Consider the following 22,560-nt stretch of genomic DNA (forward strand, 5'->3'; position numbering starts at 1 on the left):
AACGCCGCATAGCGGGTCATGGAGGAGCCGATATGGATGACGCGCCCGCCCGATTTCATGTGGCGCGCCGCCTCCTGCGTGGCCACGAACACGCCCGTCACGTTGACGGCGATCATCCGCTCGTACGTCTCGAAGGCGATCTCCTCGATAGGGCCGCCCAGGCCCAGGCCGGCATTGTTCACCAGGATGTCGATGGCGCCGAAACGCTGCACGACCTGAGCCACGGCGGCGCGGACGGCGGCGGGATCGCCGGCATCAGCGGCGATGGCGATGGCCTTGCCACCGGCGGCCACGATATTGGCCACCACCTGCTCGGCCTTGGCCGGGGACGCGCTGTAGGTGATGGCGACGGCGGCACCGTCGGCGGCCAGGCGCCTGGCGATGGCCGCGCCGATGGAGCGGGAGCCGCCGGTGACGAGAGCGGCCTTGCCGGCCAGGGGGCGATGTTGGTTGGTCATGACATTTTCCTCATGATCTGGAGGGTGTATCCGGCCGGACCGGCATTGGCGGCCCGGTGTTGAGGTGAGAATGCCGCTTTCATTCCCCCTTGATTAGCCGGCATTGAATTGCTTCACTCACAAGCAATCATTGGGAATGGTGTCATGGAAACCCTGGCCAACCTGGAATCCTTCGTGCGCAGTGCGGAGGGCGGCAGCTTCGCGGAAGCCGCGCGCCGCCTGTCGCTGACCCCGGCCGCCATCAGCCGCAACGTGGCGATGTTGGAGCGGAACCTGGGCGTGCGGCTGTTCCACCGCTCCACCCGCCGCCTGACCCTGACGGAGGCCGGGGAGCGGTTTCTGCATGCCATCGGCACCAATCTGGACGCGCTGCAGGGAGCCATCGCCGGGGTGGCGGCCGATAATGGCGAGCCGCACGGTATCTTGAAGGTGAGCATGAGCCCGACCTTCGGCATGGCCCACATCCTGCCGCTGCTGCCAGGCTTCCTGGCCCGATATCCCCGCATCCGGCCGGAATGGCATTTCGAGAACCGGCAGGTGGATCTGGTGGCGGAAGGCTACGATGCGGCCATCGGCGGGGCGTTTGACCTGGCGCCGGGCATTGTGTCGCGGACGCTGGCGCCGGCCCATATCGTCGCCGTCGCCGCCCCTTCCTACATGGTGGGACGGGCGGCACCGGCGGAGCCACATGACTTGCTTGGCCAGCAAGGGATTGTCATGCGTTCCCTACGCACCGGCCGTACCCGGCATTGGACCTTGAGAGACGCGGCGGGCAGTGAACAGGCTGCGCCGCTGGCCGAGACCATCGTGGTCAATGATCCGGCAGCCATGCGGGAGGCGGCGATACTGGGCCTGGGCGTGACCATGCTGGCCGTGCCGGACGCCCTTCCGGCGCTGGACAGCGGGACGCTGGTTCGGCTGCTGCCGGGCTGGTACGCCGATGCCGGTGGCATCGTCCTCTATTATCCGACCCGTACATTGCTGCCTGCCAAGACGCGGGCCTTCGTCGACTTCGTCGCCGATGCCTTCTCACGCGGGAAACTGTCGGAACGGCTTTCCGGGTGAGCGGTTGGTCTGGGCAATGGCTGGCCAGCCTTACTCCGGCTGGCTCCATGCCGGTGCCACCAGCCGTTCAGCGAAGAAGTCCGCCAGGGCAGAGACCTTGGCCGGGCGGGCGCGGGCCGTGGGGGTGACGAAATAGAGCCCGCCTTTGGGCAGCGTCCAATCCTCCAGGATCGCCACCAGCCGTCCTGCCGTCAGATATTCGGCCGCGATGAGTTCCGGCAACTCGCCGATGGCCAGTCCCTCCAGCAGCATCGGCACTAGCGCGTCGACATTGGTGACGCGCAGCGGTCCGGTGGGCGTGATGTTCTCCTCCTCCGCGTCGTTGCTGAAGCGCCAGACGTCCTGGCGGGCGCGGTAGGCATAGCCCAGGCAGTGATGCGCCTCCAGATCGCGCGGATGCCTTCGTCTATGTCACCGGCCGCCGCCAGCCCGAGCCCGGGCCCCATCCGTACGCCGGGCCTGGTGGAACTGGCCGGTCCCGACGTCGCGCAGCAGCAGGGCTTGGTCGACTATCTGGCCGCCCAAGTGCCGCTGGGCCGCGTGGGCGAGGCGGGCGAGATCGCCAAGGCGGCCCGGTTTCTGGCATCCGACGACAGCAGCTTCGTCAATGGTGTCGAGCTGTTCGCCGATGGCGGCATGGCCCAGGTGTGACTGTACGGCCTGGGTGCGGGGCGGGGATGGCGGCAAAGTCACCGTCTTCCATTCCCGCCCCGCCTGCCGGGCCGGGCACCGTCCGGTGACCTGCCTGGACCGGCATCAACCTGACCTTACGCGACCTGACCCTTTGGACCGGAAACGGACGTATCCAGATCGGCTACCTTCCAGGAATGCAGCCGCTTCCATGCGGCTGCCCTCCAAGCAGGCCGGAGGGTGGAAGGATGCGTTCCCGGTTTCCATGGCTGTTCCATCGCCCGTCGCTGTTCGTGAAGGCCGCCGGGCTCGTCCTGCTGGCCTGCCTGCTGCTGGTCGGCATCGACCTGTCGCGCGTCTGGAGCGCCCGGCAGTCCCAACTGGCCCAGACCGGGATCGAAACGGCCAACCTTGCCGGTTCGCTGGCCCAGTATAGCCACGAGGTGCTGCAGCAGGCCGACATCGTCCTGCAGGACCTGCGGGAGCGGATCGAGGCCGATGGCGGGATGCCCGGCGACATGGACCGGCTTAGGGGCTGGATGGTGCAGCGCGTGGTGACGGTGCCGGCCATCCATGGGCTGTTCCTCTACGATGCCAAGGGCGACTGGGTGGTGAATTCGCTCGCCGTCCCCCCGAAAGGCCTGAACAACGCCGACCGTTCCTATTTCCAGTACCACCGTCTCCATGCTGACCGCGGCGTCCATGTCGGACCGCCCGTGCGCAGCCGTTCCGACGGTAGCTGGATCATAACCGTCAGCTACCGCATCGATGGAGCCGATGGCCGGTTCGCCGGCGTCGTCCTGGCCACCATCTCGGTCGAGTTCTTCCAGAAATTCTTCGACAGCTTCGATGTCGGGCCGCAGGGCATCGTGACGCTGAACCACACGGACGGCGTCATCCTGGCGCGGGCACCGTTCTCGGAGGCCAATGTCGGGCTGGATGTCTCCCGCGGGCCGCTGTTCAGCCAGTTCCTGCCCAAAGCCCCTGTCGGCACCTACGAGCACATCTCTCCGGTGGACGGCGTCCACCGCCTCGGCAGCTATCGCCGCGTGCTGGACTATCCGTTGGTGGTCCTCGTCTCGCGCTCCTGGTCCGACCTGCTGGCAGACTGGTACCGGAACGCGGCCGTCAATATCGGCGGCAGCCTTCTCCTGTCCCTGCTGATTGGCGGCCTGGCATGGCGCCTGCTCCGTCAGGCGCGCCGGCTGCACCTGGCGGAGGCGCGGTACCGGCTGCTGGCGGAGAATTCCGGCGACGCCATCACCTGCGTCGACTTGCATGGCATCCGGCGATACGCCTCCCCCGCCTTCGCCGCGATGACGGGATGGAGTGCCGAGGAAACCGTCGGCCGTCCGGTCGTCGACCTCATCCACCCGGAAGACCTGGCTGTGGCCGACGAGGTGCAGCGGCAGCTCGGCGCCGGGCAGCGCAGCATGGTCTGTGCCTACAGGTACCGGTGCAAGGATGGCCGGTACCTTTGGGTGGAGGCGCGGTTTACGCTCGCCGACGCCCTGGATGGCATACCGCAGTTCGTCGTGAATATCAGGGACATCTCCCGGCGCAAGCTGCTGGAGGAGCAACTCGAGGCGGCGAACCGCGAACTGACGGTGCTGGCGAGCACCGACGGCCTGACCGGGCTGGCCAACCGGCGCCGGCTGGACCAGGCGTTGTGCCAGGAGGTGGCACGCGGGGCGCGGCAGGGGACATGCCTGTCGCTGGTTCTCATCGATATCGACCATTTCAAGGCCTACAACGACCGCTACGGGCATCCGGCCGGCGACCGTTGCCTGGCGCTGGTCGGGCAGGTGGTGCGTGACGCCGTCCGCCGGCCCGGCGACGTTGCCGCCCGGTATGGCGGCGAGGAGATGGCGCTGGTCCTGCCGGCGACCGACGAAATCGGGGCCGCGAAGATCGCCGAGGCCTTGCGTCTGGCCATCGAGGCGCTGGAACTGCGCCATGAGGGCAATGCCGAATGCGGCGGCGTCGTCACCGCGAGCCTCGGCATCGCCACCATCGTGCCGGCGCGGGCGAAGGAGATCGAGCAGCAGATCCTGGCGCTGATGAGCCAGGCGGACACGGTGCTGTATGAGGCCAAGGCCAGGGGCCGCAACCGGGTTTCGCGGGTTCCGGCCTTTGCTGCGGCCTGACATCGGCCCGTTAACCAACTTATGCGATCGCGGACGCCATGTTATCATCGGACATGCTGCGCCCCTACTTCCTTCCCCCCGAACGGCTTGACGAACGCCGGACGATGCTGTCCCTGCTGACAAGCCGCCTTGGTGTCGGGGAGACCGTCCCAAACCTGCGGGGAGGACGGTAAGTCGCTTCTGGATGGCGATGGTCGAGGGCGCGATGAAGTGGCGGGTCATGGTTGAGGTGACAGGCGAGGATGGTGCGTTGACGCAGCATGTCATCGCTACAGGTGAGCGCGCGGGCGCCGGTCATGCGGCGACGCTCGGACTGAACCTGGGCGAAAGCAAAGCGACCCTGGCCGGGCTGCAACGCGTTCTGGTCATGGCGCAGATTGAGGCGCATTGTCGCCGCCGTCGCCCGTGCGGCCATTGCAAAGCGTTGCGTCCGCTCAAGGATCACCGCACCCGCACGCTGGTGTCGCTGTTCGGCACGGTAGCGGTGCGGGCACCCCGCTTCGGTCCCTGCCGGTGCGGCGTGGCGTGCCGACGGAGCCTGACCCCGGCTGCGGAGATGATGCCCGATCGCTGCACCCCCGATTACGAACGCGTTCTGGCCGGGATGGGCAGTGCGCTGCCCTACCGTCAAGCCCGGGCGCTGCTGGCCTGAGTTGCTGCCCTTGGATACGGCCCCCGCAGTGGAAACAGTCCGCCGACGGACGCTCGACGTCGGGGCTCGGCTCGAACGGGCGGCGTTGGTCCCGCCCGATGCAGAAGCACCGGCTCCGGCGCAGGCGATCACGCTGGCCATCGACGGTGGGCATGTGAAGTCGGTGCGGATCTACCAAATGCGCTCGTTCGAGGTGATGATCGCGCGGATGGGCAACGGTCAGGGTCGAGAGGTGGTCTTCAGCAGCATGCCTGCGGAAGCTGATCGCCAGGTGCGGCAGCTCCAGCATGTTCTGCACGGTCTGGGGGCAACGGCCACCACGCCGGTCACCATCCTCAGCGACGGCGCGGACGGCCCTCGTTCGCTCGCCGGTGCCGCCAGTTCCGGGCCGGCGCATCATGTCCTCGACTGGTTCCACCTGTCGATGCGGATCCAGCATGTGGCGCAAGCGGTCACGGGCTGGGCCACGGCGGTGCCGGACGACGTTGAGCGGACGGCGCGGCTATCCGATGCTGTCTCCCACATCCGCTGGCGGCTCTGGCATGGCCAGACGGAGCGCGCGCTGGCTCTGGTGACACCCTGGTGGAACTTAACGCCCTGTCGGAAGCCGCCGACGACCGGCAGGCCCGTAAGGTTGCCAAACTGCTACAGGCCTTGGAAACGTACGTCGTCGGGCAGCGTGACCTGATCATCGACTACGCCACTGTCCGGCACTGGGATGAGCCCATCTCGACGGCGACGACCGAAAGCACGGTTCAGCGGCTGCTGCACCGGCGCATGGGCGCAAACCAGCAGATGCGCTGGTCTCCGTGAGGCGCCCACCGCATGCTGAAGGTCCGCACTGCGGTGATGAACGGCACATTCATATTGGATCACGCCGCTGCCGAGCCCTTTGCACGTCGGCCCTTCCACAAAGCGGCATGAGGCCCCCCCAGGTTTGGGACGGTCTCAACGTGGTTTTTCGCCCCTTCTATGTCGTGACCCCGAGGTGGACCGCAACGCCGCCCACCTGTTCAACCTTCTGTCCAGCGGCGCGACCATGGTCAGCCCTCCCGCCAGCGGTTCAGATGCCGTTCAATGCTCTGCACCAGACCGTCGGCATTGCGGGCGCGGATCATATCCACCATTTCTGCATGATCGCGATTGGACCTCTGAATGGCCGATGTGGCCCGCCAGCCGCGCACACCGGGCAATCCGCGATGGCGCAATGCCTGGATCTCCTCCATCAGCACGCGGTTGCCGCAGATGGAATAAAGCCGGTCATGAAACCTGGCATTCAGTGTGCGCAGCAGGGGAAGATCCGCATCCTCCATATTGGCGTCAAACTCCGCGACGATCTGATCCAGTTCGACCACATCCTCATTCGTCGCCCGTTCGACCACACGCCGAGCGGCGGCGACCTCCAGCACGGTGCGCGCCTCGATCAATTCCTCGCGGTCCTGCTGCGACAGGCTGGCGACGCGGTAGCCGCGATTGGGCACATGTTCCAGCAACTGACGCGTCTTCAGGTCCAGCAAGGCCATTCTGACATCGAAACGATGGGCGTTGTAGTTCGTTTCAATATCGGTCTGTTTCAGCCATTCCCCTGGGCGGAAAACCCCACCCAGCAGATCCGCCTCCAGCCTGCTGACAAGACTGGCGGCCTCACCCTGGTTTTCCTTGGTTGTTGCCATGGTTGCAGTAGCCAATTTGTTATCTGATTTCTGCACAACATATTAGCAGACCGGCAGTCCCATCGCCAAGGATCGGTTGATCCGCGCCTCTCCCCTCAAGTCGACGCCACGAATGCCTCCAATTCAGCGAAGTAGGCTTCCGGCTCCTCATAGAACGGCATGTGGGAGCTGTTTTCGAAGATGCGGATGCGGCTGTCGGGCAGGGCCATGTGCATGCGGAGGGAACAGGCGGGCGTCAGTTCGTCGTGCTTTCCGGCCAGGACAAGGCAGGGAACCTTGATGCCCCCCATGGTGGGCACGCGGTTCCAGTCCTTCATATTGCCGGTATAGGTGAATTCATTGGGCCCCTGCATGGTGACATAGGGGCCCATGTTCCAGTCGGCCAGCGACGCAGTCAGCGGCTCCGGCCAGGTACGCAGCCGGCAGACATGACGATGGTTCAGCAGGGTGACGGCGGCCTGATATTCCGGGTGGTCCAGGGTTCCCGCCGCCTCATGCGCCACCATCATGGTCACCGTCTCCGACCCCAGGGCCAGACGCAGGCGGTTCAGTTCGGTCACCAGATGCGGGATGTCGCAGGCGCCGTCGGCGATGATGTAGGATCGCACGGCCTCGGGATATGTCAGGCAATATTCGGTGCCAAGCCAGGTGCCCCAGGAATGGCCCAGGAAATCCACCGGCCCCAGGTCGAGCGCGCGGCGGACTTGTTCGGCTTCATCCACATAGCGTTCAAGGGTCCAGAGGCCGGGATCGGTGGGCCGGTCACTGGCGCCGCAGCCCAACTGATCCCAGCCCACGATGCGATAGCCCTTCTCCACCAGCCGCAGATGCGGTTCGCGCAAGTACCGGCTGGGCAGGCCAGGGCCCCCATTGGCCAAGAACAGGGTCCGCTCCCCCTCACCATGGATGTAAGCCACGACCTCGTGGCATTCGCGCAGGGTGATGCGGCGTGTGATGGTTTGCATGGGTTTCAGGCTCCGATCCGGAACGGATTGTTGGTGACGGGGGAAGGGATGGCGGCGCGGAAGGCGGCGACCTGTTCCAGGTCCAGGCTGGCCGATAGCACACCCGGTTCATCCCCCAGCCGGCCCTGAACCCGGCCCCAGGGATCGATGATCAGGCTTTGCCCATGTGAGCGGCGGCCGGGGTAATTGTCGCCGCATTGCGCCGGGGCCAGCACGAAACAGCCGGTTTCGATGGCACGCGCGCGCAGCAGCACCTCCCAATGCAGGGGGCCTGTCATGGAACTGAAGGCGGCGGGCACGGTGATGATCTGGGCGCCCGTCTGGGCCAGTGTCCGGTGCAGATGCGGGAACCGCACATCATAGCAGATGGCCATGCCGATCCGGGTGCCATCCGGCCCATCCGCCACCACGGCCCGGTCGCCGGGGCGATAGAAATCGCTTTCGCGGAAGCGTGACCCGTCGGGCAGGTCCACATCGAACAGGTGGATCTTGTCATAGCGGGCGGTGATCGCACCATCCGGGCCGATCAGGGCCGACCGGTTGGCCATGCGGCCATCCGTCAGCTTCACCGACACCGACCCGGCCAGCAGCCAGACCGACAGTTCCCGCACCAGATGCGACAGCAGGGTCAGGGCCGGATGCTCTGCCTCCGGCAGCGCATAATCGCTGAGGGCCGTGAAGGAGGGGTTCAGATAATCGAACGCCTCTGCCAGACAGATCAGCGTCGCCCCACCCGCCGCCGCCTGACGGATCAGCGGCGTGATGGCGGCCAGATTATGCTGTGGGTCGGATGTCGCCGTGCTTTGCACACAGGCGACGGACAGGGGGGGCATCGCAGGCTCCATCATGGCGAGAATCTATACAGCCAAAATTGGCTACTATCTATCGCGTGTCAACAGGCTTCGCTGTCGGACGGCGTTATGGCGTCAGGGACAGGTGCAGGGTCCCGCCCTCGTCGGTGGCGCGGGAACAGCAAGTGGTCATGTGGCCGGCGGCCCGGTCCTCTGGTGTCAGGATGCTGTCGCGGTGATCCACCGCACCGGACCGCACGGTCACCACACATTGTCCGCACAGGCCCCGGCGGCACGAATGCGGGAGGGCGATGCCTTCGGCCAGCAGCCGGTCCAGCAGGCTTTCCCCGGCGGCCACCGCCAGCGGCTTTCCATCCAGAAGGACGGTGAAGGTGGGGCCGCTGGGGGAAGCGGGGACAAAAACCTCCCTATGCAGCAGGTCCGGCGACCATCCAATGGTACGCGCCGTATCCAGGGCCGCCTGCATGAAGGCCTCGGGGCCGCAGGTGTAAAGATGCGTGCCAGGTGCCTGCGCCGTTATCAGGGCGCGAAGATCGATGCGGCCATCTGTGGCGCTGTTATGCCAGCGCACAGAAGGGGCCAGGGGCGTAGTGGCGATGGCCCTGGCCAGGGGGCGGGCGGCGCGGTCGCGGGCGCAGACCAGCAGCGTGAAGGGCCGCCCCGTTTCCCACAAGGTCCAGGCCATGGAGAGAAGCGGCGTGATGCCGATGCCGCCGGCCAGCAGCAGGACGGGGCCGTCACCGCTCATCAGCGGGAAATGGGCGCGGGGACGGCCCAGGCGCAGGTGTGACCCCACGGCCAGATGCGTGTGAATCCAGGCCGACCCGCCCGCCGAGACATCCGACAGGCGCACCGCGATCTGCCAGGAACGGCGCCGTCCGGGCCGTCCGCACAGGCTATATTGCCGGACCAGGCCGTTCGGCAGATGTACATCCACATGATCCCCGGCGCCAAAACGCGGCAGGGGCAGGCCGAACCGGTGGCGCAGGGTGATGTGCAGCACGCCGGTGCCGTCGCGCGACAGGCCGGCAACCCGCATCGACAGCGTTGCCGGACCCCGCCGCCGCGACCAGAGATAGAGGCCTGTGGCCAGGAAACCCGGCAGGGACAGGCCGGCCAGCAGCATCAGGGCTGTGCCTGCCGGACCCAGAAGGCTGCCCGTATGCAGCGGATAGAACAGGTCCATGAACCGGTCCGCTGGTGCACGTTCCGCCGCGCGGCGGGTGCCCAGAAGGGTGCCGGTATAGCCATCGAACCAGAATTGTTCATAATCCGGGCTGTCGGCCCGGCCCAGCATGACCATCATCACCCGCCCATCCCCGCCGGGCAGGCGGATGCTGCTGGGCGCCTCCCCCTTTGCCCGGTCCACGATGCTGGACAGCGGCAGCAAGGGTGTGTCCGGGCGTGCCGGGACCTGTGGCGATGGGCGCGGCGTCACGGGCAGTGCCGCCGTCACGGTCGGGTTCCAGGCCATGCCAATACCGGTCAGGGCCAGGAGCGCTAGAACGGGAACCAGATATAGACCGCCGGCGCGATGCAGGTCACGCCAGCGGCGCAGGGGTGCGGATGGCCAACCGGGGCGGAACAGCGCCTGCCATCCGTCCCGACGGGCGGCCCGCAGCAGCATCCACAGGCCCGTCAGGCTCAGCGCCAGCAGTGCCACGCCGATCCAGCCCACCGCCTGCTGTCCCGCCGTGCCGGCGGCCAGCCGGTAATGGAACTGGAACAGCCATTCCATGGGCCAGTCACCCAGCGGCGCCAGACGCAGCACCCGCCCGCCGCCCGCCGTCGCCATGAAAGGATCGCCATTGCAGGACAGGTGGAAGAACAGCGGATCGGTGGCAAGCTCGGGCAGGTCGATGCGGCTGATAGTGCAGCCGCTGGCCCGCATGGCATCGACATTGGCGTCCAGCGCGGGGGGCGATGGTGTGAAGGCGGCGGGGTGCAGCAGGTGATTAAGGGGCTGCCGGAACAACAGCAGCGTGCCCCCCAACCCCTGGACCGCGATGAACAGCCCCAGGAACAGCCCGGCCCAGCGGTGCCAGCGCTGTACGGTCACGCCGCACCCGCGCGCCGGATCAGATCGGAAGCGCCCGAGATATCGGCCAGCCTCTCACCCGCCGCCAGCCGGGCCAGCACCAGACGTTCGCGTTCCTGAAGGCTGATGGCCCGATCGGCGGCGACCTCGGCCACGTCCGGAGGCAGCGCGATGGCCCCGCTGTCATCGGCCAGGATCAGGTCGCCGGGATTGATGGCCACGCCGCCGACGCTGACGGGCACATTCATGGCGCTGTCCAGGGGCAGGAATTTCGTGGTCAGGGCCGATGGTCCCCTGCACCAGACGGGCAGGCCCGCCTTCACGATTTCCCCGAAATCGGTGGCGGGGCCGTCGATGATGACCCCGGCGATACCGGCCAGCCGCGCGGCATTCGTCGTCACCCCGCCCCAGCAGGCATGGCGCGTGTCCCCGCAGCGGTCGATGACCAGCACGTCGCCGGGCCGCGCACTGCTGACAGCGTGATGCAGCAGGGTGCTGTCAGGCCCCGCGATCCGCACCGTCACCGCCGGCCCCGCGATGCGCGCCCAGGGCAGGACAAGGCGGATGGCGGGATCGATGAAGCCGTCATGGCGGAAATGACCCACCGTCGCCGTCTCCACCTGCAACAGCTTGTTCAGAAGCGGGCCGGGCGGGATCGGGGGCATGGGATTGATGATGAACATTTGGTCTGTCCCTGGTTGGTGCGGCATCCTTCAGCGCGATGCCGGTGGCCCCGATCCGCCGACCCTCCAGCAGCAGCCAGGCCAGCTTTTCCCCGGCCTGGGCGATGGAAAGCCCGTGCGGCGGGCGGATGTTGGAAACACAGTTGCGTTCGCTGTCCATGCAGCCCGGACGCGGATCGATGGTCAGATAGGCGCCCAGACTATCGGCAGCCGACAGGCCCGGCCGCTCTCCGATCAGCATCAGGGCGAAGCGGGCGCCCATGTTGGCCGCGACGGCATCGCCCAGCGCCACCCGCGCCTGATGCGCCAGCACCAGCGGGGCCAGGGTCCAGCCGGGCAGCCGGCGGCGAAGGTCGAGCGCCAGGGCGGCCCCATGCGCCTGGGCCGCGCGGGCCGACAGCCCGTCGCCGATGATGATGGACAGGTCGAACGGCCCCGTCGGCAACCCGTCCGCCGCCGCCAGTTCGCGGCCCAGATCGGGCCGGCGCAGATAGGTGGTGCGGTCGGTTGCCCGGCTGCGGACCGTTATCACCGGCCAGTCGCCCGCCTGCGCCGTCACCGCTTTGCTGTCCAGCGGCGTCCAGACCGCATCGCGCGCACGGGCATGGCCCAGGTCGAAGGACAGGCAGGCCCGCGTCAGCATGCCGTGGCCGGCGCGACCCAGGCCGATGCGAGCCTGGGTCGCGGCCCGCAGCCGGGTGAAGGGATCTTCGGCGGGCGGCTGGTTCATGGCGTCAGGAACCTCTGGTCGGCGATGCCGCAGGCCAGCGGCAGGGTAGCCAGGTCGGACGGGGCCACGCGGCCCCGCGTGTCCAGCATGCCCATGCCGTCCAGCCAGGCTTCAAACTCCGGAGCGGGACGCACGCCCAGCACGTCGCGCACATAAAGCGCGTCGTGGAAGGATGTGCTTTGATAGTTCAGCATGATGTCATCGGCACCCGGCACGCCCATGACGAAGGAGACACCAGCCACGCCCAGCAGGGTCAGCAGGTTATCCATGTCGTTCTGGTCGGCCTCGGCATGGTTGGTGTAGCAGACATCCACCCCCATCGGCAGGCCCAGCAGCTTGCCCGTGCAATGATCTTCCAGGCCGGCCCGGATGATCTGCCGCCCGTCATAGAGATATTCGGGACCGATGAAGCCGACGACGGAGTTGACCAGCAGCGGCTTGAAGGCCCGGGCCACGGCCTGTGCCCGCACTTCCAGCGTCTGCTGATCCACGCCATGATGGGCACCGGCGGACAGGGCGCTGCCCTGGCCGGTTTCGAAATACATCACGTCATTGCCGATGCTGCCGCGTTTCAGCGACAAGGCGGCTTTCTGCGCCTCTGCCAGCAGGGCAAGGTCGATGCCGAAGCCGCGATTGGCCCCTTCTGTGCCGGCCACCGACTGGAACACCAGATCGACGGGGGCGCCGCGTTCGATGGCCTGCAAACTGTTGGTGACATGGGTCAGCACGCAGCTTTGGGTGGGAATGGCGTAGCGCAGGCGCAGATCATCGATCAGGCGCAGCAGGGCGATGGCACCCTCCACATTGTCGGTGGCGGGGTTGATGCCGATGACGGCATCGCCGCTTCCATGCAGCAGCCCGTCCAGGATGGAGGCGGCAATCCCCGCCGGATCATCGGTCGGGTGGTTGGGCTGCAACCGGACCGCCAGCCGCCCGCGCAGCCCGATGGAACTGCGGAAGCGCCGTACCACCCGGCATTTGCGCGCCACGGCAACCAGATCCTGGTTGCGCATCAGCTTCGACACCGCTGCCACCATTTCCGCTGTCAGGCCGGGCGACAGGGCCGAAAGCTGCCGTGCCCGGACCTTGTCATCCAGCAGCCAGTCGCGGAATTCCCCCACGGTCAGGCTGGAAACGGGGGCGAAGGCGGCCGGATCGTGGCCGTCGATGATCAGGCGGGTGACCTCGTCCACCTCATACGGGACCAGCGCTTGCGTCAGGAAGATCTTCAGCGGCAGGTCGGCGAGGATGTGGCGGGCGGCCACCCGCGCTTCCTCGCTTGCCGCCGCGATGCCGGCCAACTGATCACCTGACCGCAGCGGCGTGGCCGCCGCCATCAGCGCCTTCAGGTCGGGAAAGCGGTGGCGGGTACCCGCCAGATCGATCCGGTACATGGGTTCAGGCCCGGACTAGCAGCGTGTCATCAACGGCAAAGCGTAGCCATGCCGTATCGGCCTCCATTCGCGTTTCCGTCTCTGCCATCAGGACCAGCCCGTGGCCGCAATCCAGCGTGTAGAGCAGGCGCGCGCCCAGATAGGCGCGCTCCAGAATGCGGCCCGCCAGGATATTGACGTCCGGGCCGGGCAGGGGCGGTTCCGCCGACAGGCCGACGTGCTCGGGCCGCACCGTCAGCAGGCTGCCGGCGGGCGGAGCGGATGTGTCAGGCCACATCGCTGTCAGCACATCCCTGCCCGCCAGCTTGACCAAGCAGGTGCCGGAGGTGGGGTTGCGCTCCACCACCTCGCCGGGCAGGAAATTGCTGGCACCCACAAAATCGGCAACAAAGGCGTTAGCGGGGCGGCGGTAGATTTCCTCCGGGCTGCCCAGTTGCGACACACGCCCTTTCTCCATCACCACGATCCGGTCGGACAGAGCCAGGGCTTCGGACTGGTCATGGGTGACGTACAGGGTGGTCAGGCCCAGCTGCCGCTGCAACTGCTTCAGCCAGGATCGCGCTTTGATGCGCAGCTTGGCATCCAGGTTGGACAGGGGTTCGTCCAGCAGCAGCAGGGAGGGGCGGAAGACAAGCGTGCGGGCCAGGGCCACGCGCTGCTGCTGCCCGCCCGACAATTCGTGCGGGTAGCGGTCGATATAGGCGCCCATCTCCACCAGGGCCAGCGCCTCCTCGATCCGCGCATCCTGCTCCTTCTTCCCAACCTTGCGCAGGCGCAGGGGGAAGGCCAGATTCTGGCGCACATTCATGTGCGGCCACAGGGCGTAGGACTGGAAGACCAGACCCAGGTTGCGCTTTTCCGGCGGCAGTTCCAGGCCGCTGGCCCCGTTATAGAAATCCCGCCCACCCACCGTGATGCGCCCGCCCGACGGGCTGTCCAGCCCGGCGATGGCGAACAGGGTCGTGGACTTGCCACAGCCCGATGGCCCCAGCAGGGTCAGGAATTCCCCGTCGGGTACATGCAGGCTGACCTCGTGCAGGGCCTGCACCGGGCCGTAATGCTTGTTCAGACGATCGACGACAACCTCAGACATCTTTGTTGGTCCTCAAGCTGCGGCGCGCCAGCGTCACGAACAGGGCCGTGATGGCGAGCTGGATGACGGAGAGGGCGGCGACCGGTCCCGTGCTGCCATTGGTCCAGAAGGTCAGCATTGTCGTGCCGATAATCTCTGCACCGGGGGCGAACAGGAACACGGCGGCGGCATATTCTTTCAAGAAGGCCAGGAACAGCAGCACATAGGCCGAAAACAGCGCCGGCTTCATCAGGGGCAGGATGATCACGCGGACCGTGGTCCACCAATCGGCCCCCACCGACCGCGCCCCCTGGTCCAGTTCGCGGCCAATCTGGTGCAGGGTGGGCGACAGGGCGCCGAAGGCCATGGGAATGCCGCGCATGGTGAAGGCCAGCATCAGCAGCCAGATCGTCCCTTGCAACACATGGGCGAAGGGCAGCAGCAGCATGGCCCAGAACATGCCGATACCCGCAATGATGCCCGGCATGGCACGGGGATAGAGCGCCACGAATTCCAGGGCGCGGCGGAAGCGGAATTCCGACCGGTGGGCCACCAGCGCCACCATGGCCACGAACAGGGTGGCCAGCGCCCCGCCAAAGGCCGCGATGAACACCGAATTGACGATGGAGCGGCGGTATGCCTCGTACCCGAACAGTATCTCGAAATGATCCAGCGTCAGCAGATCGAAGGGCGACATCAGGGGAGTGAGGAAACTGGTGACGGAGCGCAGCACGATCCCGGCCAGCGGCAGCAGCAGCACAAGGGCGGTGTAGAGGCACATCAAGCCACACATGACCCAGCCGACCCGCCCGATGGGCGCCAGCTTCGGCCGCTGCGCCTTGCCGCGCACCGTGACGAAACGCTTCGACTGGCGCAGCAGCAGGCCCTGGATTACCAGCAGGACGGAGATCACGACCAGCAGCAGGGTCGCCGCCGCACCGATCAGCCCATAGTCCGGGGTGATTGCCCCCAGGCCTTCGATGTAGAGGAAGGTGGTGAAGAACTCCAAACCCACCGGCTTGCCGAATACCAGCGGAACCGCCAGCATTTCCAGCGACCCGATGAAGGTCAGCAAGGCTGCATAGATGATCGATGGCCGCATCAGGGGCAGGGAGACGGACCACAGCGCCCGCAACGGCCCCGCACCCACGGAACGGGCCGCATCCTCCAGTGTCGCGTCGGCCATGCGGGCCGAGGAGGAGCAGAACAGATAGACGACGGGTGCCTGCGAGGTGCCGGCCAGCAGCCCCATGCCCAGGATCGTGTACATGTCCCACAGTGGCACGCCGGCCACCCGTTCCACCGCCAGCGTGACATAGCCGGACGGGCCGTAGAGAATGAACCAAGCAAAGGCCAGCACCAGTTGCGACACATACATGGGCCAGAGCGTCAGGTTGCGCAGCCATCCGCGCCCCGGCATGTCGGTGCGTTCCAGGAACAGCGCGAAGGCCACACCCACTACCGTGGCGATCATCGTGGACAGCAGCGCCAGCAGCACCGAATTGCCCAACGCGTCATGAAAGCGGGGATTGCCGAACAGCCGGACATAATTGTCCAGGCTGAACAGCGGCTCCGCCTCATATAGCGGGCGGTCCAGCAGCGACTGCCACAGCACGGGCACCAGTGGCCCCAGCACCAGGGCCAGCGTCGCCAACGCCACCGCCGACTGGATCAGCAGCGCCCGGTCGGGTCGGATAAAACGGGATTGGGGTTCCGCCAGGGACATGGGCCGGTCCGGTCCTTGATGTCAGGGGGTGGAAAAACGGCATATCGCCGATAATGCTGTTCCCTGCCTCCCCCGCGAAAGCGGGGGTCCAGGGGCGGTTTGCACCGATAGGTGGTTGCCTATAGCCCCTGGGTCCCCGCTTTCGTGGGGGGAGCAAAGAAGCAAATGAACGCCCTCACCGCCGCGCCTTGAAAGTGGCATTCCAGCGGGCGATGAAATCCTGGTAATGGTCTAGCATGCTGGGGTCGTAGCCGACATGGACGATCCTGTCCTCGCCCCCCAGCCGCCGGACCAGACCGTCATAGGTGAGGTACGGCACCTCCTCGGCCCGCACGTCGGACCGATAGGGCATCAGCCCGCCCTGGGCCGCCGCGACCTGTCCATCATGTGACAGCAGGTAATCCAGCATCAACCGGGCACTGGCCGGGCTGCGGCTGCCGGCAGTGACCGCCATGCCGCGCGGCACTAGCACCGTTCCATCCTTGTCCAGGGTCCAGTCGACGATTTCCGACCGGCCCTTGGTTGCCATCTGCGGCCAGACGGTGACGGCGGAGACATTGAAGCCGACCAGATATTCGCCCGTCGTCACCTTTTCCATCATTGCGGCCCCGCCGCTTTCCACCCGCACGGCAGAAGACAGGCGCTGCATCAGGTCCCAGCCGCCGGGGCGGCCACTGGTGATGGCGGCCCAATGGACGGCATAGGCCAGCGCATGGGCGGCGGCGTCATAGGTGGTGACACGCTTGCGGAACTTCAGCGGATTCTCTTCGGCCAGCGCTGCCAGAAGGTTCAACCCGTCGGGATATTGCTCAGGCTTCAGCAGAAGCTTGTTATAGATCATCACCATCGGGTCGGCCGACAACGTGTATAGGCCGGGCATGGGCCTGCTCCAGGCGGGCAGGCTGGCCTCTTCCCGGCTGACATGGGCACCAATGCCGCCCTTGGCCGCAAAGCGCATCCAGGCGTCGGGCGCGCTGGACACGATCATGTCGGCCGATGGCCGGTTGACGGAGGTTTCGGCGTAATAGCGCTCGAACACTTCCGACGGGCCCATATCCAGGCAATTGACCTTGATCCAGGGATACAGCGCCTGGAACCCGCGCAGCAGGGGCCGCCAGTTATACTCCGCCATGATCGAATAGATCAGCAGCCCATTCTCCGCCTTCGATGCCGCGACCAGATCATCGGCACGGACAGTCCCAGGCAGGAAGGCAGCGGTGGCAAGGCCGGCCAGCAGATGGCGGCGTGAAAGGGCGGCTGGTGATCGGTCCTGCATCATCACTCCCCTTCAACCCGTCTGGCCCAGGGCCAGGGCCGCACCCCGGCGCAGGAAGGTGACATCCGCACCCAGCGTGACGAAGCCATAGCCGCGTTCGAACATCGTCTCCGTGCTCAGCCCCGGCAGGGTCGTTCCACCCAGGGCCAGCCCAGCCTCCAGAATGCGCCGCTCCGCCGCGTCCAGAACAGCCTTGAATGCGGGGGCGTCATATTGTCCGGGCACGCCCACGCTGAACGACAGGTCCAGTGGCCCGATGAACAGCATGTCCAGGCCGGGCACTTTGGCCATCTCCGGGATGGCGTCCACGCCCTTCACGCTTTCGATCAGGCCGATAGTCAGGGTTTCCGCCTCCCCGAATTCTGCTACCTCCCCGCTCCATGCCCCCCAGCCGGATGCGCGGGAGACGGTGTAATGGGCTCCCCTGATGCCGTTGGGTGGATAGTGGGTGGCCTTCACCAGCCGGTCGGCGGCATCGGCACTGTCCAGATTGGCGGCCAGCAACCCCTCCGCACCCGCATCCAGCAGATGCCGGACCGGGGCCGGGTGATTGTCGGACAGGCGAGCCAGGATCGTGGTGCCCGTCCCCGCCATGGCCCGCATCTGATGGATGGCGGTTTCCAGCCCGCCCGGCGAATGTTCATGATCGATGATCAGGGCATCGAAGCCCAGAGGAGCCAGTGCCTCGGTCACGGCGGGGCTGCCCATGAATAGCCAGGCCCCGCGCGCCAGGCGTTTTTCCCGCAACAGGCGCTTCAGGCGGTTAGGTCGGAACATCGTCTCCCCCTTCCGCCGTCAGGCCATTCAGGAAGGTGATGGCTGCTCCGACTAGCGCATCGCGGGAATGGCGCACCCCGTCCAGAATATCCAGCTGCACATCCAGTCCATTGGACCGCAGGTTGCCGGCCAGCGTGTGCATGCGGTCCACCCGCGTCACACCGGCATCGTTGGCCCCTTCCATCCAATGGCGGGAACCGGGGGCATGGGTGATTTCCCAGGTGTCGGTATCATCCGACCCGACAACCAGATGCACCCGGACCTGCCGCATGGCATCCAGATCCAGCGGCACACCGAACCGCTGCTCCATGTCAGCCACACCTACCCACCAGCGGCGGCCCGTATCCAGCAGCGTTGGTGAACCCGGCGCCCCGACCGACACGGCACGCAGCCGGCCGGGATGCAGATAGAGGAACCGGTGGACAAAATGCGCACCGCCGGAGAAGCCGAACAGGTCGAACTGCCCGCCTTCCACGCCATAGCGCGCCGAGACCTCTGCCACCATGTCCAGCAACAGGTGGTCGAAGCGGATGCCCTGATACTCGATATATTTGTAATTGTCCCGTTCCTGCGGCTCACCGATCCCGCAGGGGAACAGCGGGGCCAGGATGATACTGCCCGTCGCCTCCGCATAGGGGATGAACAGATCCCGCAGCGCCTGGTTGCCGCGATCCGTGCCATGGATCGCGGCCAGGATGCGACCGCCGGCCGGGTTTTCCACCAGCCGGGAGGGCACATAGAGGCAATAAGAGAAACGCTGATCGATACGGCAGGCCGTTGCCGGCGTCCTGCCGATATCATAGGGCGTGAAGCCCCATTCCGCGCCGTTCACGGGCAGAGTCATTCTTGTCATCCATGTCGGGAGGGATCGGCCCGGTGCCGGGTGCGGGCGATGCCGCAGGACCGGGGCGGCCGGATCAGTATTCCGCGGACATCTTCAGGAAGAGGGTGCGCCCCTCCGCCTTGCTGTAGAGCTGGTCGCGGTTGATCATCTGGGACGTGACGGAATAATAGTCGTTGTTGAACAAGTTGTTCACGCCGACCGTGAACAGAAGCTTGTCCATGCGGTACTGGGTGGAGGCATCGACACGCGTCACGGGACGCACACGGCCCGTATAGAAATCATTGATCTTGGCATTGGGGAACTTGTTCCGGCTGCCGGTGTGGTTCACCTGCAAACGGCCTATCCAGTCAGCGGTGAATTCCTGTTCCAGCCAGGCATTGTACTGTTCCGGCCCGATGCGGCGGCCGGTCAGGGGCGTGTCAACCTTGCCATCATGGTTGGCGTCGCGCTTGCCCTCCGACCAGGCGAAGCTGCCGCCCCAGCTGGTGCTGTCACCGATCTTGCCGGTCAGGGTCGCCTCAATGCCGTGGATGCGCTCCTTCTCGCGCAGGGTCGCGGCCTCGGTCGGGTTGACGGTGTCGATCACGAAGTCGGTGCCGTATTTCGACTTGCTGATGAAATAGGCGACCGTATAGCCGATATCGAGGACCGACCCACGCAGGCCGATCTCGTAATTGTTCACCAACTGCGGCTTGGGATCGAAATTGTCGAGATTGGTTGCCGTCACGCGGCGCAAGGGCGCGCCGATATCGGGGATGGAGAAACCCTGGGAGAAGCCGCCGAAGATTTCGGCTTCGGGCAGGACATGCAGCGTGCCGCCTATATTGACCGGCGTGGCGCTGTAATCGAGTTCCCCCGCCGCGACCTTCACATTGGTCAGGCCGGCCACGAAATCATCAATCTTCATATTGAATTTGTCATGCCGGATGCCGGCGCGCAGGGTGAACCAGTCGGTCACCGGCACGTCGAGCTGAATGAAGGCCGCATAGTTCATCTGCTTCAGCGGCGGCGTGAAGGTTCGGCCATCGCCGGGCTTGTCGGTCAGCGGGATCAGCGGCTGTTCGGTCGTGTCGCGGGCAATGTCGAAGCCCCACAGCGCGGTGCCATCCGTCAGGCCCCAATCATCCAGCCCGGTGGTGAAGTCGGTTTGCCAGCCGATCTTTTCCGAGGTGATGGTGGTCTGGGTCCCGCCCAGGCGCGCCGCATCGAAGGAGAAGACGCTGTAATTTTCCAGGTAATAGAGCTTGCTGTTCAGGGCAGAGCCCAGAACATCGCCATTCTCGTAGGCCAGGGAGGAGATGGTGTTGCGGTTTTCCGGGTCGAGCGCGCGGGGATCGGCCATTCCCTTCGCCGCCGTTTCCTTGATGCCCCTGGCGATATTACCGCTGACCGTGACGTAGTTGGTGTCCTGCTTCTGCTGGTAATAGTTGACCATGGCTTCGATGCGCTGGTCGCCGAAGGAATAGCCCAGCTTGGCGAACAGGTTATAGATGTTGCTGTCGGCGATACCGCCGAAATTGTGCGGATCGGGTGCCAGGCGGTCGCCATCGGCGTCGAACTGGCCATTCACCCGCTCATACGAACCGTTCAGGTTGACATCGAAGCCGCCGATGGCGCCCGAGGCACTTTGCGAAATGCTGGGGCGTGCGCTGTCAGCCAGATGTTCCGTCGACAGGCTGGTCCCGATCTCCGTCTTGAAACGGAATTCCTGGGTCGAGGGTGCATCCTTGGTGATGTAGTTGACGATGCCGCCGGCGCCGCCCTGGCCATACAGCGCCGAAGCGCCACGGATCACCTCGATCGAGCCGATGACGGAAGGGGAGATCAGGCGCAAATCGCGGCCGCCGTCACGCAACGGGTTGGAGACGGGGATGCCGTCGATGAAGACGCGCAGGGGCCGGCCGCGCAGGCTTTGTTCCACATTCGCAGCAGTGCCGTTGGAGGCAGCGATGCCCGGTACCATGTTGGACAGGACCGACCCGATATCAGCCGTCGTCGACAACTGATCCTCCAGATCCTTGCGGCCCACGACCGTGTAGGAACCGGGGAAAGTCTCAATCGTCGCGGACAGGCGCGATCCGGTGACCACAATTTCTTCCAAGGCCATGTCCTGGCCATGCGCGGCGGGGACCATCGCAGCCCCTGCCGCAACACCCAGCAGCATCAGCCGCTTCAAATTCCTCATGTGCAGTACTCCCGTGTCCATGATGCCGGCTTGGATGTCGGCTGCCAGAGGATAGTAGCCAATTTCTGCGCAAAATAGTAGCCAATTTTGGAGATAGATACATATTCCTCATTCGGGCCGAAATATCTTGCTATTTCAATGGACAGAGAGCGGGCGGTTGATCGGGATCGGCCTGCGTCGAGAGGATTATGGAACCCATTCCCCACGGCGAACGAAGGCCGCCCTCATCTACAAACAGAACGGCAACCTTCGCGCTGTGCAGATACTGCTGGGCTACACCAAGATCGAAACGACGGTGGCTATCTGGGCGTCGATGTCGAAGACGCACTGCAGCTGGCGGAGACGACGGAGATATAACCGGTGTGTCCGTTGGGAACCGCCGGAGCGGGCGGGAATGCCCGGAATCCCAATACGGGTGCGGAAACCCGCCTGTCCGCTTTCGGCCCCATGTGGGACATAAGGCTGGCAGAAGCGCCCGTTAAACGGTTGAATTATCCAATCATATATTAACGCATAGATTGTCATACCATCGGCCAAGTCCTGCCCCCGCATCCAATTAAGCCTCGTAACTGTCCGCTCACCGGGGACCAGCTCTGTGGAGCCGCCGGCAACTCGGCTCAGTTCAGGGCGGAAGGGGATGGCGGTGAACCACAGGAAGCTGCTTCAGCACCCCTGCCAGCGGGGCAACCGTTTTTCGGCGAAGGCCCGCAACCCCTCGGCCCGGTCCTGGGCCATGAGGGCCGGCTGGGCCTGTGCGCGGGCCCGTTCCCACTCCGCATCCTCGGCCGGCCCGCCCGCACGGCGCAGGATAGCGACGGTGGCGGCCAGGGCGGTGGGGCCATTGGCCGTGATGTCGGCGGCGAGCTGGCGGGCTGCCGCCAGCGCCTGTCCCGGCGGGGTAAGGCGGTTGACCAGCCCCCATCGGTGCAGATCCCCCGCCCCAACCGTCGCACCCGTCAAGGCGATCTCTGCGGCGATATGGCAGGGCAGGCGGCGGGGCAGGCGCAGCAGGCCGCCGCCCAGCGCCACGAGGTTGCGCTTCACCTCCGGCAGGGCGAAGCGCGCATCGCTGGCGGCGACGATCAGGTCGCAGGCCAAGGCCATCTCGAATCCGCCGCCCACGGCATGGCCCTCCACGGCGGCGATCAGCGGCTTGGACGGCGGGTTTCGGCAGAAGCCGAAAGGACCGCGGGCCGTGGCGGCACCGCTATGCCCGTCGCGCGCCGCCACCTTCAGGTCGGCACCGGCGGAGAAGGTGCTGCCGGCCCCTGTCAGGATGGCCACGAAGATGGCCGGATCGGCGTCGATCCGGTCCATCGCCGTGTGCAGGGCCGCCGCTGTCGGTCCGTCCACGGCATTGCGCACCCCTGGCCGGTCGATGGTGATGATCAGCAGATGGCCCTGCTGCTCGATATGGACGGTCTCCACCATGG

At 66.0% G+C, this 22,560-nt stretch carries 18 protein-coding genes and 2 pseudogenes; 4 read left to right on the top strand and 16 right to left on the bottom strand.

Features of this window, described 5'->3' with window-relative positions; translation table 11 throughout:
- Window positions 1–458 (bottom strand): SDR family NAD(P)-dependent oxidoreductase (locus AC1Q7F_RS27930; protein WP_492511837.1); only part of this gene is annotated, 458 nt, incomplete at its 3' end.
- 144 nt (window positions 459–602) lie between these two features.
- On the opposite strand from AC1Q7F_RS27930, the gene AC1Q7F_RS27935 reads away from it, so the two are divergent.
- Window positions 603–1,523, top strand: a complete 921-nt coding sequence (locus AC1Q7F_RS27935; RefSeq protein WP_492511838.1) for a LysR family transcriptional regulator — start codon at window positions 603–605, stop codon at window positions 1,521–1,523.
- A gap of 30 nt (window positions 1,524–1,553) precedes the next feature.
- Here the strand turns inward: AC1Q7F_RS27935 and AC1Q7F_RS27940 are convergent.
- Window positions 1,554–1,919 (bottom strand): annotated as a pseudogene (locus AC1Q7F_RS27940) (LysR substrate-binding domain-containing protein); the annotation flags it as partial.
- Between the two features lie 12 nt (window positions 1,920–1,931).
- Between AC1Q7F_RS27940 and AC1Q7F_RS27945 the strand changes: the two are divergent.
- The 3 genes and pseudogenes from AC1Q7F_RS27945 (at window position 1,932) to AC1Q7F_RS27955 (ending at window position 5,876) form a co-directional block, all read left to right on the top strand.
- Complete coding sequence (locus AC1Q7F_RS27945) at window positions 1,932–2,174, top strand: SDR family oxidoreductase (protein WP_492511839.1); 243 nt, start codon at window positions 1,932–1,934, stop codon at window positions 2,172–2,174.
- Window positions 2,175–2,401: 227 nt separating this feature from the next.
- The gene (locus tag AC1Q7F_RS27950; RefSeq protein WP_492511840.1) at window positions 2,402–4,300 is read left to right on the top strand and encodes a sensor domain-containing diguanylate cyclase; all 1,899 of its coding nucleotides are present in this window, start codon (window positions 2,402–2,404) and stop codon (window positions 4,298–4,300) included.
- 205 nt (window positions 4,301–4,505) lie between these two features.
- Window positions 4,506–5,876 (top strand): annotated as a pseudogene (locus tag AC1Q7F_RS27955) (ISKra4 family transposase).
- Window positions 5,877–5,995: 119 nt separating this feature from the next.
- Here AC1Q7F_RS27955 and AC1Q7F_RS27960 read toward each other — a convergent pair.
- The 14 genes from AC1Q7F_RS27960 to AC1Q7F_RS28025 form a co-directional block, all read right to left on the bottom strand.
- Entirely contained in the window at window positions 5,996–6,625 is a 630-nt protein-coding gene (locus tag AC1Q7F_RS27960) for a GntR family transcriptional regulator (protein ID WP_492511841.1), read from the bottom strand.
- A gap of 95 nt (window positions 6,626–6,720) precedes the next feature.
- The gene (locus AC1Q7F_RS27965) at window positions 6,721–7,590 is read right to left on the bottom strand and encodes a proline iminopeptidase-family hydrolase (protein ID WP_492511842.1); all 870 of its coding nucleotides are present in this window, start codon (window positions 7,588–7,590) and stop codon (window positions 6,721–6,723) included.
- A gap of 5 nt (window positions 7,591–7,595) precedes the next feature.
- Entirely contained in the window at window positions 7,596–8,423 is an 828-nt protein-coding gene (locus AC1Q7F_RS27970) for a carbon-nitrogen hydrolase family protein (protein WP_492511843.1), read from the bottom strand.
- An 85-nt stretch (window positions 8,424–8,508) separates the two neighbouring features.
- On the bottom strand, window positions 8,509–10,461 hold the full coding sequence (locus AC1Q7F_RS27975; RefSeq protein ID WP_492511844.1) for a PepSY domain-containing protein: 1,953 nt from the start codon (window positions 10,459–10,461) through the stop codon (window positions 8,509–8,511).
- A complete protein-coding gene (locus AC1Q7F_RS27980; RefSeq protein ID WP_492511845.1) occupies window positions 10,458–11,123 on the bottom strand; it encodes an RraA family protein in 666 nt (221 codons plus the stop codon). Before AC1Q7F_RS27980 ends, AC1Q7F_RS27975 begins: the two co-directional genes overlap by 4 nt.
- A complete protein-coding gene (gene eutC / locus AC1Q7F_RS27985) occupies window positions 11,026–11,853 on the bottom strand; it encodes an ethanolamine ammonia-lyase subunit EutC (RefSeq protein WP_492511846.1) in 828 nt (275 codons plus the stop codon). The genes AC1Q7F_RS27980 and eutC overlap by 98 nt, the downstream gene beginning before the upstream one ends.
- Window positions 11,850–13,247, bottom strand: a complete 1,398-nt coding sequence (locus AC1Q7F_RS27990) for an ethanolamine ammonia-lyase subunit EutB (RefSeq protein ID WP_492511847.1) — start codon at window positions 13,245–13,247, stop codon at window positions 11,850–11,852. The genes eutC and AC1Q7F_RS27990 overlap by 4 nt, the downstream gene beginning before the upstream one ends.
- Window positions 13,248–13,251: 4 nt before the next feature.
- Window positions 13,252–14,340: an ABC transporter ATP-binding protein gene (locus AC1Q7F_RS27995; protein WP_492511848.1), complete on the bottom strand. Its 1,089-nt coding sequence runs from the start codon at window positions 14,338–14,340 to the stop codon at window positions 13,252–13,254.
- Entirely contained in the window at window positions 14,333–16,045 is a 1,713-nt protein-coding gene (locus tag AC1Q7F_RS28000; protein WP_492511849.1) for an ABC transporter permease, read from the bottom strand. The genes AC1Q7F_RS27995 and AC1Q7F_RS28000 overlap by 8 nt, the downstream gene beginning before the upstream one ends.
- A gap of 175 nt (window positions 16,046–16,220) precedes the next feature.
- Complete coding sequence (locus tag AC1Q7F_RS28005) at window positions 16,221–17,321, bottom strand: ABC transporter substrate-binding protein (RefSeq protein WP_492511850.1); 1,101 nt, start codon at window positions 17,319–17,321, stop codon at window positions 16,221–16,223.
- A 12-nt stretch (window positions 17,322–17,333) separates the two neighbouring features.
- Window positions 17,334–18,098 carry an HpcH/HpaI aldolase family protein gene (locus tag AC1Q7F_RS28010; RefSeq protein ID WP_492511851.1) on the bottom strand — a complete coding sequence of 255 codons (765 nt, stop codon included), beginning with the start codon at window positions 18,096–18,098 and terminating at the stop codon, window positions 17,334–17,336.
- The gene (locus AC1Q7F_RS28015; RefSeq protein WP_492511852.1) at window positions 18,085–18,942 is read right to left on the bottom strand and encodes an alpha/beta hydrolase; all 858 of its coding nucleotides are present in this window, start codon (window positions 18,940–18,942) and stop codon (window positions 18,085–18,087) included. Before AC1Q7F_RS28015 ends, AC1Q7F_RS28010 begins: the two co-directional genes overlap by 14 nt.
- 73 nt (window positions 18,943–19,015) lie before the next feature.
- Window positions 19,016–21,127: a TonB-dependent receptor gene (locus AC1Q7F_RS28020; protein ID WP_492511853.1), complete on the bottom strand. Its 2,112-nt coding sequence runs from the start codon at window positions 21,125–21,127 to the stop codon at window positions 19,016–19,018.
- A gap of 663 nt (window positions 21,128–21,790) precedes the next feature.
- Complete coding sequence (locus AC1Q7F_RS28025; protein ID WP_492511854.1) at window positions 21,791–22,558, bottom strand: crotonase/enoyl-CoA hydratase family protein; 768 nt, start codon at window positions 22,556–22,558, stop codon at window positions 21,791–21,793.
- Window positions 22,559–22,560: the final 2 nt, after the last annotated feature.

This window comes from Niveispirillum sp. GW835-FHT14G11, from assembly GCF_058793615.1.

Bases quoted from the DNA above. Each gene is read 5' to 3' on its own strand.
- AC1Q7F_RS27935 (WP_492511838.1), top strand. From the start codon at position 603: ATGGAAACCCTGGCCAACCTGGAATCCTTCGTGCGCAGTGCGGAGGGC.
- AC1Q7F_RS27945 (WP_492511839.1), top strand. From the start codon at position 1,932: ATGTCACCGGCCGCCGCCAGCCCGAGCCCGGGCCCCATCCGTACGCCG.
- AC1Q7F_RS27950 (WP_492511840.1), top strand. From the start codon at position 2,402: ATGCGTTCCCGGTTTCCATGGCTGTTCCATCGCCCGTCGCTGTTCGTG.
- AC1Q7F_RS27960 (WP_492511841.1), bottom strand. From the start codon at position 6,625: ATGGCAACAACCAAGGAAAACCAGGGTGAGGCCGCCAGTCTTGTCAGC.
- AC1Q7F_RS27965 (WP_492511842.1), bottom strand. From the start codon at position 7,590: ATGCAAACCATCACACGCCGCATCACCCTGCGCGAATGCCACGAGGTC.
- AC1Q7F_RS27970 (WP_492511843.1), bottom strand. From the start codon at position 8,423: ATGCCCCCCCTGTCCGTCGCCTGTGTGCAAAGCACGGCGACATCCGAC.
- AC1Q7F_RS27980 (WP_492511845.1), bottom strand. From the start codon at position 11,123: ATGTTCATCATCAATCCCATGCCCCCGATCCCGCCCGGCCCGCTTCTG.
- eutC (WP_492511846.1), bottom strand. From the start codon at position 11,853: ATGAACCAGCCGCCCGCCGAAGATCCCTTCACCCGGCTGCGGGCCGCG.
- AC1Q7F_RS27990 (WP_492511847.1), bottom strand. From the start codon at position 13,247: ATGTACCGGATCGATCTGGCGGGTACCCGCCACCGCTTTCCCGACCTG.
- AC1Q7F_RS27995 (WP_492511848.1), bottom strand. From the start codon at position 14,340: ATGTCTGAGGTTGTCGTCGATCGTCTGAACAAGCATTACGGCCCGGTG.
- AC1Q7F_RS28000 (WP_492511849.1), bottom strand. From the start codon at position 16,045: ATGTCCCTGGCGGAACCCCAATCCCGTTTTATCCGACCCGACCGGGCG.
- AC1Q7F_RS28005 (WP_492511850.1), bottom strand. From the start codon at position 17,321: ATGCAGGACCGATCACCAGCCGCCCTTTCACGCCGCCATCTGCTGGCC.
- AC1Q7F_RS28010 (WP_492511851.1), bottom strand. From the start codon at position 18,098: ATGTTCCGACCTAACCGCCTGAAGCGCCTGTTGCGGGAAAAACGCCTG.
- AC1Q7F_RS28015 (WP_492511852.1), bottom strand. From the start codon at position 18,942: ATGACTCTGCCCGTGAACGGCGCGGAATGGGGCTTCACGCCCTATGAT.
- AC1Q7F_RS28020 (WP_492511853.1), bottom strand. From the start codon at position 21,127: ATGAGGAATTTGAAGCGGCTGATGCTGCTGGGTGTTGCGGCAGGGGCT.
- AC1Q7F_RS28025 (WP_492511854.1), bottom strand. From the start codon at position 22,558: ATGGTGGAGACCGTCCATATCGAGCAGCAGGGCCATCTGCTGATCATC.